The sequence below is a fragment of the Amycolatopsis tucumanensis genome, assembly GCF_021654135.1.
Classification (GTDB): domain Bacteria; phylum Actinomycetota; class Actinomycetes; order Mycobacteriales; family Pseudonocardiaceae; genus Amycolatopsis_E; species Amycolatopsis_E tucumanensis.
On record NZ_JAKGSD010000032.1, the window covers coordinates 65,601 to 81,126 of the forward strand.

Sequence of the window (15,526 nt, forward strand, 5' to 3'; positions counted from 1 at the left end):
AGCGGTGGGGGTTCCGGCTCCGGCGGGGTTTGGCAGGCCCGCCGGAGCCGGACCACGCCGCCGCCTGCACGAAGGCCGGCAGCCGCGCGCCGCGCGGCCCCCACCACGAGGTTCGATCCCCACGGCATCCCCCGCGCCCGCCGCACGGCCCACTCCCCAGTCCGCCGCCTCAGATCATCTCCCGCCGCACCACCCACACCGGCGCATCCGGCCACGCCAGCCCAGCACGGGCCCCCACCGCGTCCCCCGCCCCCAGCTCGCCGCCTCAGATCATCTCCCGCCGCACCGCCCACACCACCGCTTCGATGGGCGTCGCAACGCCGAGACGGTCGCAGACGGCCCTGATGCGGCGTCGCACGGTCCGGCCGGACAGGCCCACCCGGCCGCCCACCTCCTCCGGCGACAGCCCCTCCGCCAGCAGCCCCAGCAGCACCAGGTCACCGCGGGGCAGGTCGGTCACCTCTGCCACCCCGCGATCGTCATCGCCCGGACCGCGCCGGGTCAATGACAGAACAAGACAAGACGTCACACCGCGGCGGCCGGGTCGAGCCGGTCCCACCCGCCGGTCGGCAGCGGCCGCACCTCCCGCACCCATGACGCCCGCACGTACGGCAGGCACACCTGAACCGGCTCGCCCACAACCGGCCCCAGGTCCCACGCGCACTCCCGCCCCTCCAGCGACGCGGCGAGGAAGTCGTTCCACCGCCCGTAGTCCGACTCCACGACGAGCTCAGCCGGCGCGTCGAACTCGACCGTCGCGAACCCGCGGCTCAGCTCGTGCTCGGCGTCGAACAGCAACATCGCGTCGATCAGCCGCAGCTCCCCGTGCCACGCCCACACCGGCGGCCGCCCACCGGTGCCGACCCCGGCTCGCTCCATCGCCGCCACCATCGCCCGGTACGGCGCCACCAGCCCGGCAGGCACGCGGTCCCAGTCGCCGACGAGGTCGCCGGTCACCCTGGACAGCGGCTGGAAAGTACGCAACAACACGATCACCGAGGCTAACGACGGCCACCCCGCGCCGCCTCCGGGTAATTCCCGGAACCGGTGAGCAACTCGACCACCGCGCCGACCCCGCCGCGCTCGAAGGCCGCCCGCTGCCGCGACGCCCCGCCGCCGGCCGCCACCAGCGACGGCACCGCCTGCTCGGCGAACTCCTTCGCCCCGCCGTCCAGGTGCGGCCGGACCTCGTCCAGCAACCGGGCGAGCACCACCGGAACCGGCCGCAGCACCCGGTCCACCGGGTCGACGCAGGTCCCGTCCAGGCCGTCCCGCGCCGCGCGCCACAGGTCGGCCCGCAGCACCTCCTGCGGCACCCGCGGCGCGTCCACCCCGTCCCCGATCCGGGCGAAAGCCGTGGCGGCGAGGCCCTGCGCGAGCACCGCGAGCAGCGCCGCCTCCCGTTCCGTCGCCGCCACGTCGCACACCCGGATCTCGACCGTCGGGTGGCGCGGCGACAGGCGCATGTCCCAGTAGAGGTTCCCCGGGTCCATGATCGCGCCCGACCGCGCCATCTCGTCGACGAGCTCCTCGTACTGCCCGGCGGATTCGACGTAGGGCGGCGGGCCGCCGCTGGGCCAGCGGGACATCGCCAGGTACCGCCAGCTCGCGTACCCGGTGTCGGCGCCCTCGGCGAACGGCGAGTTGGCGCTGACCGCCAGCAGCACCGGCAGCCACGGCCGCACGTGGTTGATCACCCGCACGCCGGTGTCGGAGTCCGGGACGCCGAGGTGGATGTGGCACCCGCACACGTGTGCCGTGCTCATCAGCCCGCGGAAGTGGTCGGCGATCCGCCGGTACCGACGGCCGGGGCTCAGCCGCACCGGATCGGCGCTCATCGGCGGGGACCCGGCGGCCAGCAGCCGCAGACCGGCGCTCGCCGCGCCGTCGCGCAGCCGCGCCCGCTGGTCCCGCAGGCACTCGAGCAGCTCGTCGGACTGCTCGCACACCGGCGTGACCGATTCGACTTGGCAGCTCACCATTTCCGGCTGCAGCTCACCGGCCACGTCGTCGGACCCGGCGAGCACGGCAGGCGCCGCGGCCGCGAGCCGGTTCCGACGGTCGACCAGCAGGAACTCCTCCTCGACGCCCACGGTGACGGTCATGCCGCCCCCAGCATCGCGGCCGCGATCGCGTCGGCGTCGCGGCAGAACGGGCTGTCCTGGCCGGGCCGTCCGGTGCCGACCTGGGTGAACCACCGGGTGTTCTGCGTGATCACGCCCAGCGCGTGGATGTCCGGGGCCGGCTCGCCGCGCGCGTCGACGACCCGGAACGGCGCGGGCGTGACCGCGAGGCCGCCGGTGGCGAAGGACTCCCCCGTCGCCGGGTCGGTGTTGACGAACTCGCTGATCAGCCCGTCGGCGAGCATCTGCCGGAGCAGCGGGTTGCGGTCCCGCGCCAGGTCCGGGCCAGGGGCGCGCGCGTCGATCAGGGTGCCCGCGTTCCGCCGCGATCCGGCCACCCGCGGCGAGGAGATCGTGAACCCGGCGTCGATCCGCGCGTCCGGGCCGACGACGTCCAGCACACCGGCGTCGAGGAGCGCGACCAGCTGCTCGACGTGGTCCGGCGGCGGCCCGGCGGACAGCAGGAAGTTCGCCGGCACGAACCGGGACAGGAAGTCGCGGTGCGACGAGGGCAGCAGCCCGCCGAAGTCGACGATCCCGGGCAGCGCGGGCCGCAGGGTGCGCAGCATCTCCAGCGCCGCCTTGACCGGGCTGCCTTCCGGGCCGCGCCTGCTCTCCGCGACGTCCCGCACCAGGACTTCCCGCAGCCGCGCCCGGAACTCCGCCGGGTCCGCAAAGGACAGTCCGTCGAACGGGCGCGCCAGCTCCTCCGGTCGCAGGGGCGGCACGTCGGTGAGGCCGAACGCGGCGAGCACCTTGCCCGTGCGGCGTTCGTCCACGCGGTCCCGCTCGTCCACCACGTCCGGGAACGCGGCGGTGAAGCGCGCGGCCTCGTCCTCGCCGTCGCGCAGGCCGACGATCCGGCGGTAGTAGGCGTGCTCGACCTCCGCCCAGATCAGCGGTTCGACCTCGGCGGCGAAGTCCAGTTTGGTGCTGCCGCGCGCGTCCAGCGCGGCCGTGCGCAACCGGTCCAGGCGGGCGGTGGTGAGGAGCACCGGGTCCGGGGCGAGGTCGGGGCGGTGCACCTGGGCGCGCGCCAGGAAGGGCAGACCGCTGCGCGACCCGGCGACGATCAGCGGTTCGTCGCCGCTTGGCACGTACCGCAGCTGCCCGTCCGCGCGGGTGAAGCGGCCGCCGCGGCCGAGGGTCAGCGACCGGACGACGTCGTAGAACGTGAGGCCGAGCCCGCGAACCGCGACGGTCTCCCCGGCGGGGATGTCGTCGAGCGGCAGATCGGCGGCGATGCCCGGCCCCAGGACCCGGCCGCTCGCCCGGAGCCGCCGGTCCTCCTCGGACGGTTCCAGGTCGCTGTGGCCGGTGGTCAGAACGACCTTGTCGGCGAGGATCGTCCTGTCCGGCAGCCTCAGCCGCAGCCCATTCGCCGTGCGGGTCAGGCCGGTCACCTGCGTGGTGACAGGCCGGATCTCCACCCCGTCCGGCGCTTCGACGCACAGCCGGTGGAACGTTTCCCGCAGGTAGGCGCCGTAGTGACGGCGGGAGGGATACTCGTGCGGCGCGACGGCCGACCACGCCGCGAAGTCCCGTCCGGGGAACGGGCTGTCCGGGGAGTGCGCGGTCAGTTCACCGGCCGTGGCGTTGGTGGCGTACCACCCGGACTGCCGGGTACGCCAGACGCGTCCCGGCCCTGGCTCGACCGGCTCGACCGCCCAGATCGTCGCGGACCGCGGAGCAGCCGCGAGCCGCACGACGAGCCGCTCCAGCACGGACAACCCCCGAGGCCCGACGCCGATGACCGCCAGGGACAGGGGCCGTCGTGATCTCATACGACTCGGGTACCAAAACGATCAGGAGCGAAACCCGTGCAGTGGGTGAGCCTCCCCTCCTCGGTGGGGGTGTGAGGCCTCGCTGTCGGACCAGGCTGTCAGCGCTCTGGATCGTGCTGCCTGCCGCCCGTCTGCGTTGCGCCCTCAAGGCGCACCCGCCGGGGCAGCTGGACGAGCTCGTGTTCATCACCCGATCGGGAGGGTGGTCGTGCCGAGGAACGTGAACACCGAGTGTTACGGAGAGCGAGCATCGATCGCAGCCGCGTGCATGACTTGCGCCACACCTGCGCGACACTGCTCCTGGAGGACGGGGTGACCATCCACGAGGTGATGGAACCAGGCGAAGAGGCAGATGGCCGAGCGGATGAACCAGTTGGCCGCGGGGAACTGATGTCACCCCTGGACGTCAAAAGGGCCCCGGAGAATCTCCGGGGCCCTGTTTGCACTGCTCCCCCGGCTGGACTCGAACCAGCAACCCTTCGGCTCACTTTCCGGGCTTGTCGACGTTGCTCGTTGGCTTCGGTTATGGCCGGTGACCTGCGCGGACGCTGCTCTCCATGATCGCGAGGGCTGCCACTGGCTCCCGTCTCCTTCGGTGGTTTCACGAGAGTAAAACGGTCCTTTCCCGAGTCCCGCCGCGGCTCCTAGCCGTCTTCGCACCAACCAGGCGGCACCATCCCCGCGATCCAAAGCCGCCCACAGCCGGGACGGGCGCTGTCAACCCTGTAACCGATCACGCCAAGCCGCCGATCTACGTTCCGTGACCGCACGGACGCAAGGCGACCCCCGGCGTGATCGGCGCGCAGCGGGGTTGACAGCGCCCGGCCCGGCTTTGACGATCCGGCGATCGCGGGGATGGTGCACCTTCCGTGAGTCGCTGATGCTTAGTTCTTGGTGCGTGTCTCATGCGCGTCTTGCGCTCCTGCGCGCGCCGGCCGACGGCGTTAGGCGCGGCCGTGCCGAGCGGAGCGGGACAGCTCGGCCGCGCGCCAGTTCGGCCCGCGCGCCCGCCCGCCAGGGCGGCTTGAAGACGTAAAGAAAGTCCTCACTTCGAAAGCGAGTAAGCGTGCTTCGTATGCGCAGCGTAACGCTGACATCAGGAAAGACAATCAGTCTCACTGACGGAATAACAGCAATCGTAGGTCCCAATAACGCTGGCAAGTCGCTTTTGTTGCGTGAGCTGCAGACTCTTATGAACAGTCAGCATGGCGTGCCTGCCTATCTAGTTCAAAAGGTTGTAGAGTCGTATGATGTAGAGTTTAAGGGAAGCTTCGACGAGGTGGCAATACCTTGGATTGAGAAGCGTGCGCGTCGTCGACCGCCAGGGCAATACAATAACGGCGCTTTTGTAGAAGATAATTTTTCTCTCCTGAACGGAGGAGCGGTTACTGAAAGCTCGCTGCGTACAGCATGGGAGCAGCGACAGCTTGGGCCACTTGCGCAGGTGTATCAACTCTATTTCGGCGCCGATGGGCGGACTGGCATGGTAGGCAACACGGGGGCTTACTCGCTAGCGAGGGAAGAGCCATCAAATCCAGTGCAAAGACTATACGCCGACGAGGCGCTGGAGAGGACGGTGAGCAAAGTCATTGAGCGCGCGTTTCAAACGCCGCTGTACATCAATCGAGCGGGTGGGTCGGAGATCAGCGTACACCTCGGAACAATGATTAACAAACCAACTATACCGCCCACTTCTGAATTTCTTGACGAGCTCAAAAACCTCCCGCTCTTGCAGGACCAGGGGGATGGCATTCGCGCTTTCGTCTCCATAATGCTCACGATCATAACCGGACAGTACGGGTTTGTGATGATAGACGAACCCGAGGTTTTCCTGCATCCGCCGCAGGCGTATCTCTTGGGAAAGATGTTAGCGGAGCGACACGACGAAGGAACTCAAGTTCTCCTTGCTACCCATAGTGAAGAAGTCATCCAAGGTCTCACTTCCAGTAAAGCTGCAAGTAGGAATGTTTCTATCGTTCGGTTAACTAGAGAGGGGTCAGTCAATCACGCCGCACAGGTCTCGCCCGAACGAGTGGCCGACCTGGCCAATGATCCGGTGGTTAAACACTTCGCAATTCTTCGCGGCTTATTCTACGAAGGGGTGGTGGTTTGCGAGTCGGACGGAGACTGTACTTACTATCGGGCAGCCTTAGAGGCTGCCAGGCAGGATGGTGTTTCGCCGCAGGAGCGGCTATTGTTCTGTCATTGCAATGGCAAAGCGCGCATGTATCGGATGGTTGAGAGCGTGCGCGACACGAAGGTTCCCGTGGCCTGCATTGTCGATATCGACTTCCTGCAAAATGATAACGACTTCACTCGACTGTTGAATGCTTATGGGGAGTCGGCGGAAGATTTCGCTGCGCCGCGAAATATCGTTAGTGCTGCCGTAGAGCAACTTGGCATGAAGATTGACAGGTCGGTTGCAAAGATGAAGATCAATGAAATCCTTGCCGCCAAAAATAGCTCGACAATATCCCGCGGCGAGGTGGACAGGATAACCGAAGTAGTCGCTCCGCAGAGTGGCTGGAAGTTGTTCAAACGCGGGGGAAAAAGGCTGTTGTCCGGGGATGCGGCGGTAGCCTTCAATCAACTGGATGAAAAGTTGCGTGAGATTGGCATCTTTATCGTGGCGGAGGGAGAATTGGAACGTTTTCATCCTGAGGTGCCAGCGAAAACGAAAGCTTCCTGGCTTCAGATCGTACTAGAGGAGGAAAAGTATCGAAACTCCCCCTCGGCGATCCAATTGACACTGGATGTTTCTGACTGGATTTCGCTGCGGCAATAGTTTGCCGGCTAATTCCACGTCGGACCGAGTTGTTCGAGAAATTCTGGGAAGCGGACCTGCAGCGCATCGGTCACATGACGAAGTTCGACGATGTCAAGCCTTCGCTGCCCCGACTCGTAGCGGCTGACGAAGGACTGTGGCACCCCGAGCGCCTCGGCCACCTGGACCTGTGTCAACCCTGCCTCGCGCCGGAGCTGGCGTAGCAGCTCGCACACCTGCTGGTACTCGGCTGAGTAGATCGACTTTTCCACGACACCAGGTCACCCGGTGCTTGCGGATATCTAAAAACTGCATATTCTGGCGGTGCGTCCTGGTGCGGCGGACCGTTGCTCCGCATCTCGCACGGCGCTCGAACGTCCTGCGAGGGACGGGGCCGCACCGTGCTCGGTCCTGCTCGGTCCGGCAGATCGCCGACGCAACGGAGCGGGCCCGACGGTTGGCGGCAGTTGATGTCCGACTGCAACCAAGCGGAGGTACTTCGATGTCGTTCACGTTCGAGCCCGACCCGTCCGCCTACCTGTACGACCAGGTGGCCGACCACATCGAGGCGCGGATCCGAGGCGGCGAGCTGCAGCCCGATCGGCCCCTGTCGGCGGAGCGGCGGCTTGCCACCGAGTACGGGGTAGCACTCGGGACCGTGCGTCACGCCATCCGGATCTTGCAGCGCCGCGGGCTCGTCCGCGTCATCCCGAGTAAAGGCATGTTCGTCAACCCGCCAGAAGCCCGCCAGGCGTCCGCAGAGTGACAAGACCCCCGACACGCCAAAACCCCGGCCGCTTGAATCAGAGGCGTGCCGGGGTCTTCGTACATCATGGTACACGATGACCGACCTGAGTCGCCTCAAAGCGTGGTTCTCCCGTGATCGCCTCGCTCCTTACCGGATGTCGGCCAGGGATGACCAGAGCGCTGTCGAGCTTTACCAGTGGAACGCGGAGGTCTCGGCGGCGTTCTGGCGTACCCTCGGCCACGTCGAGGTTCTCGTCCGGAACGCACTGCACCGGGAACTCAGCGCCTGGTCGCGGCAGCGGCACCAGACCGACCGATGGTACGCGGCAATCGACCCGATCGTGAGCGATCAGACGCGGCGCGACGTTCGCGAAGCCATCCGTCGTGGCACTCGCAACGGGCGTCCCGAAACCCCTGGCCGGGTGGTCGCCGAGCTGAACCTCGGCTTTTGGCGCTTCCTGCTCGCCCGTCGCTATGACGGCACGCTCTGGCGGTACTGCATGTACCGGGCCTTCCCCGGCAAGCGCCGCGCGGACGTCGAGCGGGCAGTGGCGGAGCTGCACGTCCTTCGCAACCGCATCGGTCATCACGAGCCTATTCACAACCGGCCCCTGACGGACCTGCTCGCACTGGCGCTTGAAGTGGCGAGCTGGATCGACCCGGACGCCCGCGCCTGGATCGCGGCCGGCGACACGACACCCCGCCTGATCGCGCAGCGTCCCTGACCCGGAGCGGCCAGTAGGACGAGTCACCTGCGGGTCGGCTCTGGGTACTCTGCGCCGGTGTCACTGGTGAGCTGGGCGCATGAGATCGCCGCCCGCAAACTAGCGGACTCGCTTCCGCGTCGCTGGGCCCACACCCAAGGGGTCGCCCGGCAGACCCTTCGGCTTCAGTCGGTCCCCGGCGTCGACACGGAGCTGGTCGAGGCTGCCGCGCTGTTGCACGATGTCGGCTATGCCCCTGACCTGGCGACCCTGAACTTCCACCCGGTCGACGGCGCCCGATACCTCGCCAGCATCCACGCCCCCACCCGCCTCGTGCACCTGGTCGCCTATCACTCCGCGGCTCGGCAGGACGCCGAGGTGGTCGGCCTGGCGCACCTGCTCGACGACTACGAGGACGAGCAGACCCCGGAGCGAGACGCTCTGTGGTGGGCGGACATGACCACTGGGCCGGACGGCGAGACGATGACGTTCGAGGAGCGGATGGCCGAGGTCAAGAGTCGCTACGGCTCCGAGCACCCGGTCAGCCGCGCCGTTGACCTCTCGTGGTGGGAGCGTCAAGGGGCAGTCGAGCGGACGGAAGCCCGGCTCGAAGCCTCATTGGAAGAACGCTGACTGCCGCTCCTCGAAGCCGTGCAGGATGCGCAGGTGGATCGACGGGTGCACGTTCAGGTCCGCGATCCTCTCCCGTGGCACCCAGTGGACCTCTTTGCTCTCCGAGCTGGTGCGGAGATCGCCTCCCGTCGGCCTGGCGCGGAAGCAGATCGAGAACTCCTGCCGCACCTCGCCATCGTCGTAGGCGATGACGTGCCTCGGGTTCGAGTACACCCCGATCAGCTCGACGACCTCGACGTCGACGCCGGTTTCCTCCTGCACCTCGCGAACGAGGGCCTGGCTCAGCGTCTCGCCCAGCTCCAGGTTCCCGCCCGGCAAGGCGTACAGATCGTTGTCGGTACGCCGGATCATCAGCAGCTCGCCACGCTCGTTCACGGTGAACGCACTGACTGCCACACCGATGCTGTTCGCAGCGGGAGCGTTCGGGTCGTTGTAGTAGTCAGTCCTCGTCAAGGCCGGCCTCTTTCAGAGTCGCGGGCTTCGAAGACCGCCAAATCTCTTCGAAGCTCTGAGCGTAGGTGTCGAACAGGCTGCCCGAGGACAGCCGTCGCAGGTGCATCGCAGGCGCGTGCGCGCCCTGGATGCCGTAGACGTGCGTGTTGATGATCATCTCGTCGTCGAACCGGAAGATCGAGTTGTACAGCGTCGTGCGGTGGAACCTGATCTCGGGTTCGGCCATCTCGAACAACGGCCGGTAGAACGCCAGAGCGTTGCGAATGCGTCCGGTCAGGGTGTGTTTACCCAGCCGCTCTTCCTCGCTGCGGCGGAGAACCTCCCGGCTCGTCGGGTCACCGAAGGCGAGCCGGATGCTGCATCCCTTCCGCGACTTCTCGGCCAGTGATCTGACGAAGTTCGGTCGCTCCACAAGGAACAGTGCCGCGTGCATCACCAGGTCGACCCGATCGGTCGCATCGTTGATCACCCGATCCCACAGCTCGACAGGTATCGAGTTGCGGTGCGGGAAGAACGTGACCAGCTCGGATTGGCTGACCGTGGTGGCTTCCTCGGGGCTGAGTGCATCCGGCCAAAGGTAGGTCTCGGTGGTGTGCAGTCGAGCGGCGATGCGGCTCCGGTACTTTCGGTACGGCACGCGGCCCCGGGTAATCCAGCGCTCGACGGTTTTCGGGTCCACGGCAAGCTCTTCGGCCAGGGTGTCGGCCGGCACTCCCGCGGCTGCCAGGGCGTCCCGAAGCCGTTCGTTCCGCATAGGGACGAGTTTAGGACGTCCAAGACGTCCTGAGAAGTCCTTTCTTGTGGTGAAGTGGTCCCCGCGTTCAGAGGCATCTTGATACGGCACACCGCAATACACCGCGGCACACCGCGGGTGCTGAATCGAGTAGCTGCCTTGGAGGCATTGAGATGCGATTGATGATCGACACTTCGCAGGTGACGTTCACGGTGGGTCGTGAGGCTCAGCCGAAGACGGATCAGAACGGGGTGCAGCGGGTCGAGCGCAACACCAACATTCCCATGTGGTCGGTGCAGCTCGTTGCCATGGACAACGGCGGGGCTGAGGTGATCACCGTGACCGTGGCGGCTGCGCAGCCGCCGAAGGTTCCGACTGGTTCCCTTGTCACCCCGGTGGAGTTGCAGGCGATTCCGTGGGCACAGAACGGCCGCAACGGTGTGGCTTTCCGCGCGACCGACATCAAGGCTGTCCCCGCTTCGAAGTCCGGATCGAACACGTCCGGCTCCTGAGGAGACACCCGTGGACAAGTATCCCGTCGATCCGAAGGAAGACGACCGAGAACCGCGCTTCACCTTCAGTCTGATCCACGACGTGGCCGATGTGCTGGCCCGCAAGGGATATCCGAAGGTCGAGAGCAGTCAGGACTTTGTCCGGCTACAGCAGGCACTGTACGAGTTCTTGTACAGCACCGAATTCTGTCACTATTTCTGATCCACGAGAGAAGCACGGGACCGGTCTGGTTCTTGGCGGTTCCTGCCCGGCCCGTGCCTCTGTCGTCTCCACCTTGGAGGAGTCGTGGCCAAGTCTATCCGCGGTGCGCGTGGCGCGCGCCGTGTCGATGTCATGGAGTTCTGGCACGCCCCGAAGCAACACTGGATCGTCGTTGGTTTGGGCGTGCTCCTGCGCTGGCGCGCCGAGATCTTTCTGGCTGCCGTGTTCCTGGTGGGCATGGCGTGGCTTTACCACGAGGTCGGCGAGGGCTTCGCCTGGCTGATCTTCACCGGGGTCGTCGTGGTGGTCGTGCTGGTGCCGCAGACCCGCTGGTTCGTGTTCTCCCGGTTCTGGTGCCTGGTCGACCGGCACCGCTTGCGGACCTGCCTGCGGCAGGCGCGGGCACGCACGATGAACCTGGACGGCGCGCTGCCGTTCATGCTGTGGGCGCGGCCCACGAAGACCGGTGAGCGGGTCTGGTTGTGGAGCCGTGCGGGCTCCTCGGCCGGGGATCTGGAAGCGGTCCTCGAGTACATTGCGCCCGCCTGCTACGCCCGTGACGCGCGGGTGCACCGGGTGCGCAAGCTGTCCACCCTGTTCGCGGTCGAGGTCATCCGTCGAGACCCGCTGGACCGCTCGACGCCCATCGACTCGCCCCTGGCGAAGGTGGCGAACCTCGTACGCAAGTCCCGGGGTGAGGGCACCGAGCCGATCGCGGCCGCCCCTGTTGTGCCTGTGCGGGACAAGCCTGCGCCGAGGCCGGCCGCGGTGGTCGACGACCTGTCCGACTACATCGACTAAGGGAGGCCGGTCATGCGCAAGACCACGATCCCCGTCGCGGGACTGTCCATCTACGACCCAGTCCACCTCGGCATCTACGAAGACGGCTACGGCGTCGACATCGAACTGATCTGGCGCAACATCCTGCTCGCCGGAGAACCCGGCGCAGGCAAATCGGTCGGCCTCAACAACATCGTCGCCCACGGGGCACTCTGTCCGGACCTGTCACTGTGGCTCTTCGACGGCAAACAGGTCGAGCTGGGCCTGTGGCGCGAGGTGGCCGACCTGTTCGTCGGCCCCGACATCGAACGCGCTCTGACCGCACTGGAGCGGTTGCAGGCGGAAATGGACCGCCGCTACGCCGAACTGAACCGGGTCCGGCGGCGCAAGATCGACCGTCACGACCCCATCGACGTGATCATGGTCGTCATCGACGAACTGGCCCTGTTCTCGGCAACCATGGGCACAAAGGACCAGCAAGAACAGTTCGTCCGCCTGCTGCGGGACCTCGTGGCGCGGGGCCGGGCTGCTGGGATCATCGTCGTAGCCGCGACTCAGCGGCGTTCTGCCGACATCATCCCGACTTCGCTGCGGGACCTGTTCGGGTACCGCATGGCCTACCGCTGCACCACCGATTCCAGCTCCGACATCATCCTCGGCCGGGGCTGGGCCTCCCAGGGCTTCGACGCCTCCAACATCGCGCCGGAGGAACGCGGCGTCGCCCTGCTGCTCGCCGAAGGCGGTATCCCACGGCGGATGAAGACCGCCTATCTGACCGACGCGCACATTCACGCGCTCGTCGAATACGCGCGCCAAATCCGCACTCGCAAGACCGCTTAATCCCCATTCGCAATTCGACTCGCAGGAGAGGACTGCCCTCATGCTGAACGCAACCAAACCCATGGCCCTCACCCCCGAGCAGCTGTGGGTCTTCGTCACCGGCGACAACAACGCCGTCGACGTCGCCCGCCTCGCGCACGCGCCCGAAATCGGCGGCTTCATCGCCCTGCCGATTTCCGCATTCGACCCTTACGCGCTGCTGCCCGCCTACGCGCCGACCGGCGAACTCCTGGAGGGCTGGCGCTGGGCCACCACCCAAGACGTCGAGACCTACGCCTACCTGTTCGCCTGACCCGGAGCACCCTTGACCGTCTCGACCATGACCCTCAGCCCCACCACCAAAACCGTGGTGGGGCTGGGAGCCGTCGCCGAGCCGGACATCCTCCGCCGCGCCACCAGCCCCGACTACCGCTGGTGGCTCGCCCACGTCATGCCCGCGGCTGCCTGCTCCCGACCTGTGCGCCTGCGCGTGGAAGCGGACTGGGGCGGCGGTGAAATCGAGCGGGTCACCGACGACATGCCGGACGGGCTGCTCTACGTCGCCTGCAAGAACCGCCGTGCCTCGGTCTGCCCCGCCTGCGCCGAGACCTACCGGGCCGACACCTACCAGCTCGTGAAAGCGGGGCTCGTCGGCGGGAAGGGCGTGCCGGATACAGTGACCGAGCACCCCTGCTTCTTCGTCACCCTCACCGCGCCGGCCTTCGGGCCTGTGCACAGCCGCGTGGTCAGCAACGGGCAGGTCAACCCCTGTCGGCCTCGGCGCTATGCCCCGCTCTGTCCGCGTGGGCGGTCGACTGGGTGCCGGGTTCGGCATGGCGAGGATGACTCGTGCGTGGGGGAGCCGATCTGCCGGGACTGCTACGACTACGACGCCCAGGCCGTCTGGAACTTCCACGCCGGGGAACTGTGGCGGCGCACCACCATCACGCTCAACAGGTACCTCAGGGCTGCTGCCAAGGACCGAGGCGTGCAGGTGCGGCTCTCGTACGCCAAGGTCGCCGAGTACCAGCGGCGCGGTGTCGTGCACTTCCACGCCCTGATCAGGCTCGACGGGCTCAACCCGGCTGATCCGGATACCATCGTGACGCCGGACCCGAGCATCACGCCGGAGCTGCTGAGCAGCCTCATCGACACCGCTGCGACCGTCACGCGCTTCACCACGGCACCCCACCCCCGGCAACGCACCGGCTGGACCCTCACCTGGGGCAGACAGCGCGACATCCGCCGAGTCCACCTCAACGCGACCGACCAGGACGACCACGGCGCGCTCACAACCACGGCAGTGGCGGCCTACCTCGCCAAATACGCCACCAAAGCCACTGAAGAGGCCGGGCACGTCTCCCGACGCCTGACACAGCTCGACGCCAACATGCACGCGGAGCGCGACACCCACCAATCCCGGCAGCTCGTCACCTGCTGGCGGCTCGGGCAACGGCCCTTCTACTACACCAGCACACAGCAACGCGCCGACTGGGCTGAAGGCTGGGGCAAGCTCCAGAAGTGGGCCCACATGCTCGGCTTCGGCGGGCACTTCTCCACCAAGAGCCGCCGCTACTCCACCACCCTGACAGCCCTCACTGCCGTCAGGAAGGCATTCCAGCGCGGCGAACACCCCGAAGAGGCAATGCCGGCCGACGCGGACCAAGACGGCGACGAGTCCGCGGTGACCCTCAACTGGATCTTCGACGGCATCGGCTGGCTCACGATTGGCGACGCGGCCCTGGCCAACACGGCGGCCGCAAAGGCGCGCGAGCGGAACCGCGTCGCGCGGGAAGAGAGGGAGGAAAGCTTTAACCAGTAGGGAGGAAGAAATGGATCGCTTGTGGACAGTCGAAGACGTAGCGAAGTACCTCGGTGTGCCGGTCAAGACGCTCTACGTCTGGCGCACCACCGGCTACGGACCAAAGGGCCGCCGGCTCGGGAAGTACGTGCGCTACAAGCCCGAAGACGTGATCGCGTGGTTCGAAGCGCTCGACGACCACGCGGCTTGAAAGGAAACGACATGCCTCGACCACCTTTGCCGATCGGCACCTACGGCGTGATCCGGCTCCGATCCATCGCGCCCAAGAAGTGGAAGGCGATTGCTCAGTTCCGCATGGCTGACGGTCGGATCAAGACCGTGAGCCGCATCGGGCGGAGCAAGACCAACGCGGAAAACCGCCTCAAGGAAGCGATGACCACGCTGGCCGCCGAGGTCAGGGGCGGTGAGATCTCGGGCGACACGCGGATGAAGCGCATCGCCGAGATGTGGACGGCCGAGTTGGACCGGGAGGCGAAGCTCGGCGATCGGTCGCCGAACACGGTGCGGCACTACCGCGGGCAGCTCAAGAACTGGGTCCTGCCGGCCGTCGGCGAGTTGCAGGCTCGCGAGCTGACCGTCACGTGGTGCGACCGGCTGGTCAAGAAGGTGCACGACGCGACCAGCCATGACACGGCCAAGAGCGTCAGGGCGGTCCTGACCGGGCTCTGCGGCTACGCGGTGCGGCACGGTGCGATGACCGTCAACCCCGCGAAGTCGATTGGTCGGCTCGCGCGAGGGGAGGAGAAGGAGGTTGTGACACTCAACCAGGAGCAGCGGAACGACCTGCTCGCGAAGCTCGAACGGCTGGCCGAGAAGAAGCGCACCGATGCGAAGGGGCGGCAGCTGGGGCCGCGGGCACAGGTGTGGCAGGACCTGCCGGACATCGTGCGGACGATGCTGGCGACCGGCGTCCGCCTCGGCGAGCTGCTGGCTCTGACGGGCGACGACGTTGATCCGCAGGAGCGAATCGTGGCGGTCGGGAATCACCTGATCCGGGTAACGGGTGTTGGGCTCGTTCGCGTCGCCAATCGCAAGGGCAACCGACCGGGGCTCCTACTCCGGGTGCCGAAGTGGTCGGTGCCGATGCTGCGTGCGCGGAAGCTCGCCTCGGGTGGCGGGCCGCTGTTCCAGGCTTGGAACGGTGATTGGCTGGACCCGAGCAACACCATCAACCGGGTGCGGGAGGCGTTCGAGGAGGTCGGGTACGGGTGGGTCACGTCACATGTCTTCCGCAAGACCGTGGCATCGGTGCTCGACGACGCTGACCTGCCGCTCAGTGCCATCGCGGACCAGCTCGGGAACACTCAGAAGGTGGCTGACAAGCACTACCGGAAGCGACGGGTGGCGAACGAAGCGTCAGCAACGGCCCTGGAGTCCATGTTCGACGAGGCGCCGGGGGCCTGACGAAAAACGTGGGTTTAACGGGCTTCGGGCCTACCGCGTTCCAGTC

Annotated in this window: 19 protein-coding genes; 12 read left to right on the plus strand and 7 right to left on the minus strand. The window is 67.0% G+C overall.

Annotation, left to right across the window (positions count from 1 at the left end):
- Nucleotides 1-265 precede the first annotated feature (265 nt).
- From L2C96_RS27595 to L2C96_RS27610, 4 genes are read right to left on the minus strand one after another with little or no spacing between them, the layout of a single operon-like run.
- Nucleotides 266-469, minus strand: coding sequence for a helix-turn-helix domain-containing protein (locus tag L2C96_RS27595; protein ID WP_020416646.1), 204 nt, complete (start codon nucleotides 467-469; stop codon nucleotides 266-268).
- 56 nt (nucleotides 470-525) lie between these two features.
- A complete protein-coding gene (locus L2C96_RS27600) occupies nucleotides 526-990 on the minus strand; it encodes a hypothetical protein (protein WP_237338320.1) in 465 nt (154 codons plus the stop codon).
- A gap of 11 nt (nucleotides 991-1,001) precedes the next feature.
- A complete protein-coding gene (locus L2C96_RS27605; RefSeq protein WP_237338321.1) occupies nucleotides 1,002-2,105 on the minus strand; it encodes a carboxylate-amine ligase in 1,104 nt (367 codons plus the stop codon).
- Nucleotides 2,102-3,907: an FAD/NAD(P)-binding protein gene (locus L2C96_RS27610; protein ID WP_237338322.1), complete on the minus strand. Its 1,806-nt coding sequence runs from the start codon at nucleotides 3,905-3,907 to the stop codon at nucleotides 2,102-2,104. The genes L2C96_RS27605 and L2C96_RS27610 overlap by 4 nt, the downstream gene beginning before the upstream one ends.
- A 1,075-nt stretch (nucleotides 3,908-4,982) precedes the next feature.
- On the opposite strand from L2C96_RS27610, the gene L2C96_RS27615 reads away from it, so the two are divergent.
- A complete protein-coding gene (locus tag L2C96_RS27615; protein WP_237338323.1) occupies nucleotides 4,983-6,692 on the plus strand; it encodes an ATP-dependent nuclease in 1,710 nt (569 codons plus the stop codon).
- Between the two features lie 8 nt (nucleotides 6,693-6,700).
- Here the strand turns inward: L2C96_RS27615 and L2C96_RS27620 are convergent, their stop codons facing one another.
- On the minus strand, nucleotides 6,701-6,943 hold the full coding sequence (locus L2C96_RS27620; protein WP_237338324.1) for a helix-turn-helix domain-containing protein: 243 nt from the start codon (nucleotides 6,941-6,943) through the stop codon (nucleotides 6,701-6,703).
- A gap of 230 nt (nucleotides 6,944-7,173) precedes the next feature.
- On the opposite strand from L2C96_RS27620, the gene L2C96_RS27625 reads away from it, so the two are divergent.
- The 3 genes from L2C96_RS27625 to L2C96_RS27635 all read left to right on the plus strand — a co-directional run bounded on the left by L2C96_RS27625 (nucleotide 7,174) and on the right by L2C96_RS27635 (nucleotide 8,755).
- Nucleotides 7,174-7,437, plus strand: coding sequence for a winged helix-turn-helix domain-containing protein (locus tag L2C96_RS27625; protein ID WP_237338325.1), 264 nt, complete (start codon nucleotides 7,174-7,176; stop codon nucleotides 7,435-7,437).
- Between the two features lie 76 nt (nucleotides 7,438-7,513).
- Nucleotides 7,514-8,143, plus strand: a complete 630-nt coding sequence (locus L2C96_RS27630) for a hypothetical protein (RefSeq protein ID WP_237338326.1) — start codon at nucleotides 7,514-7,516, stop codon at nucleotides 8,141-8,143.
- Between the two features lie 57 nt (nucleotides 8,144-8,200).
- Nucleotides 8,201-8,755 (plus strand): HD domain-containing protein, encoded by a 555-nt coding sequence (locus L2C96_RS27635; RefSeq protein WP_237338327.1) that lies wholly within the window; start codon nucleotides 8,201-8,203, stop codon nucleotides 8,753-8,755.
- Here the strand turns inward: L2C96_RS27635 and L2C96_RS27640 are convergent.
- Both L2C96_RS27640 and L2C96_RS27645 read right to left on the minus strand, forming a co-directional pair.
- On the minus strand, nucleotides 8,738-9,208 hold the full coding sequence (locus L2C96_RS27640) for an NUDIX hydrolase (RefSeq protein WP_237338328.1): 471 nt from the start codon (nucleotides 9,206-9,208) through the stop codon (nucleotides 8,738-8,740). The two genes, L2C96_RS27635 and L2C96_RS27640, sit on opposite strands and share 18 nt — an antisense overlap.
- Nucleotides 9,195-9,962, minus strand: coding sequence for a DUF5919 domain-containing protein (locus L2C96_RS27645; RefSeq protein ID WP_237338329.1), 768 nt, complete (start codon nucleotides 9,960-9,962; stop codon nucleotides 9,195-9,197). Before L2C96_RS27645 ends, L2C96_RS27640 begins: the two co-directional genes overlap by 14 nt.
- Before the next feature lie 161 nt (nucleotides 9,963-10,123).
- Between L2C96_RS27645 and L2C96_RS27650 the strand changes: the two genes are divergently transcribed.
- The 8 genes from L2C96_RS27650 (at nucleotide 10,124) to L2C96_RS27685 (ending at nucleotide 15,480) form a co-directional block, all read left to right on the plus strand.
- Nucleotides 10,124-10,453 (plus strand): hypothetical protein, encoded by a 330-nt coding sequence (locus L2C96_RS27650; RefSeq protein WP_237338330.1) that lies wholly within the window; start codon nucleotides 10,124-10,126, stop codon nucleotides 10,451-10,453.
- A gap of 10 nt (nucleotides 10,454-10,463) precedes the next feature.
- Nucleotides 10,464-10,655 (plus strand): hypothetical protein, encoded by a 192-nt coding sequence (locus L2C96_RS27655; RefSeq protein WP_237338331.1) that lies wholly within the window; start codon nucleotides 10,464-10,466, stop codon nucleotides 10,653-10,655.
- Between the two features lie 183 nt (nucleotides 10,656-10,838).
- Complete coding sequence (locus L2C96_RS27660; RefSeq protein ID WP_237338353.1) at nucleotides 10,839-11,456, plus strand: hypothetical protein; 618 nt, start codon at nucleotides 10,839-10,841, stop codon at nucleotides 11,454-11,456.
- Between the two features lie 12 nt (nucleotides 11,457-11,468).
- Entirely contained in the window at nucleotides 11,469-12,275 is an 807-nt protein-coding gene (locus tag L2C96_RS27665; RefSeq protein WP_237338332.1) for an FtsK/SpoIIIE domain-containing protein, read from the plus strand.
- A gap of 40 nt (nucleotides 12,276-12,315) precedes the next feature.
- Complete coding sequence (locus L2C96_RS27670; protein WP_237338333.1) at nucleotides 12,316-12,567, plus strand: hypothetical protein; 252 nt, start codon at nucleotides 12,316-12,318, stop codon at nucleotides 12,565-12,567.
- Nucleotides 12,568-12,579: 12 nt separating this feature from the next.
- On the plus strand, nucleotides 12,580-14,076 hold the full coding sequence (locus L2C96_RS27675; protein ID WP_237338334.1) for a replication initiator: 1,497 nt from the start codon (nucleotides 12,580-12,582) through the stop codon (nucleotides 14,074-14,076).
- Between the two features lie 10 nt (nucleotides 14,077-14,086).
- Complete coding sequence (locus tag L2C96_RS27680; RefSeq protein ID WP_237338335.1) at nucleotides 14,087-14,266, plus strand: helix-turn-helix transcriptional regulator; 180 nt, start codon at nucleotides 14,087-14,089, stop codon at nucleotides 14,264-14,266.
- Between the two features lie 11 nt (nucleotides 14,267-14,277).
- Nucleotides 14,278-15,480, plus strand: a complete 1,203-nt coding sequence (locus tag L2C96_RS27685; protein WP_237338336.1) for a tyrosine-type recombinase/integrase — start codon at nucleotides 14,278-14,280, stop codon at nucleotides 15,478-15,480.
- Nucleotides 15,481-15,526: the final 46 nt, after the last annotated feature.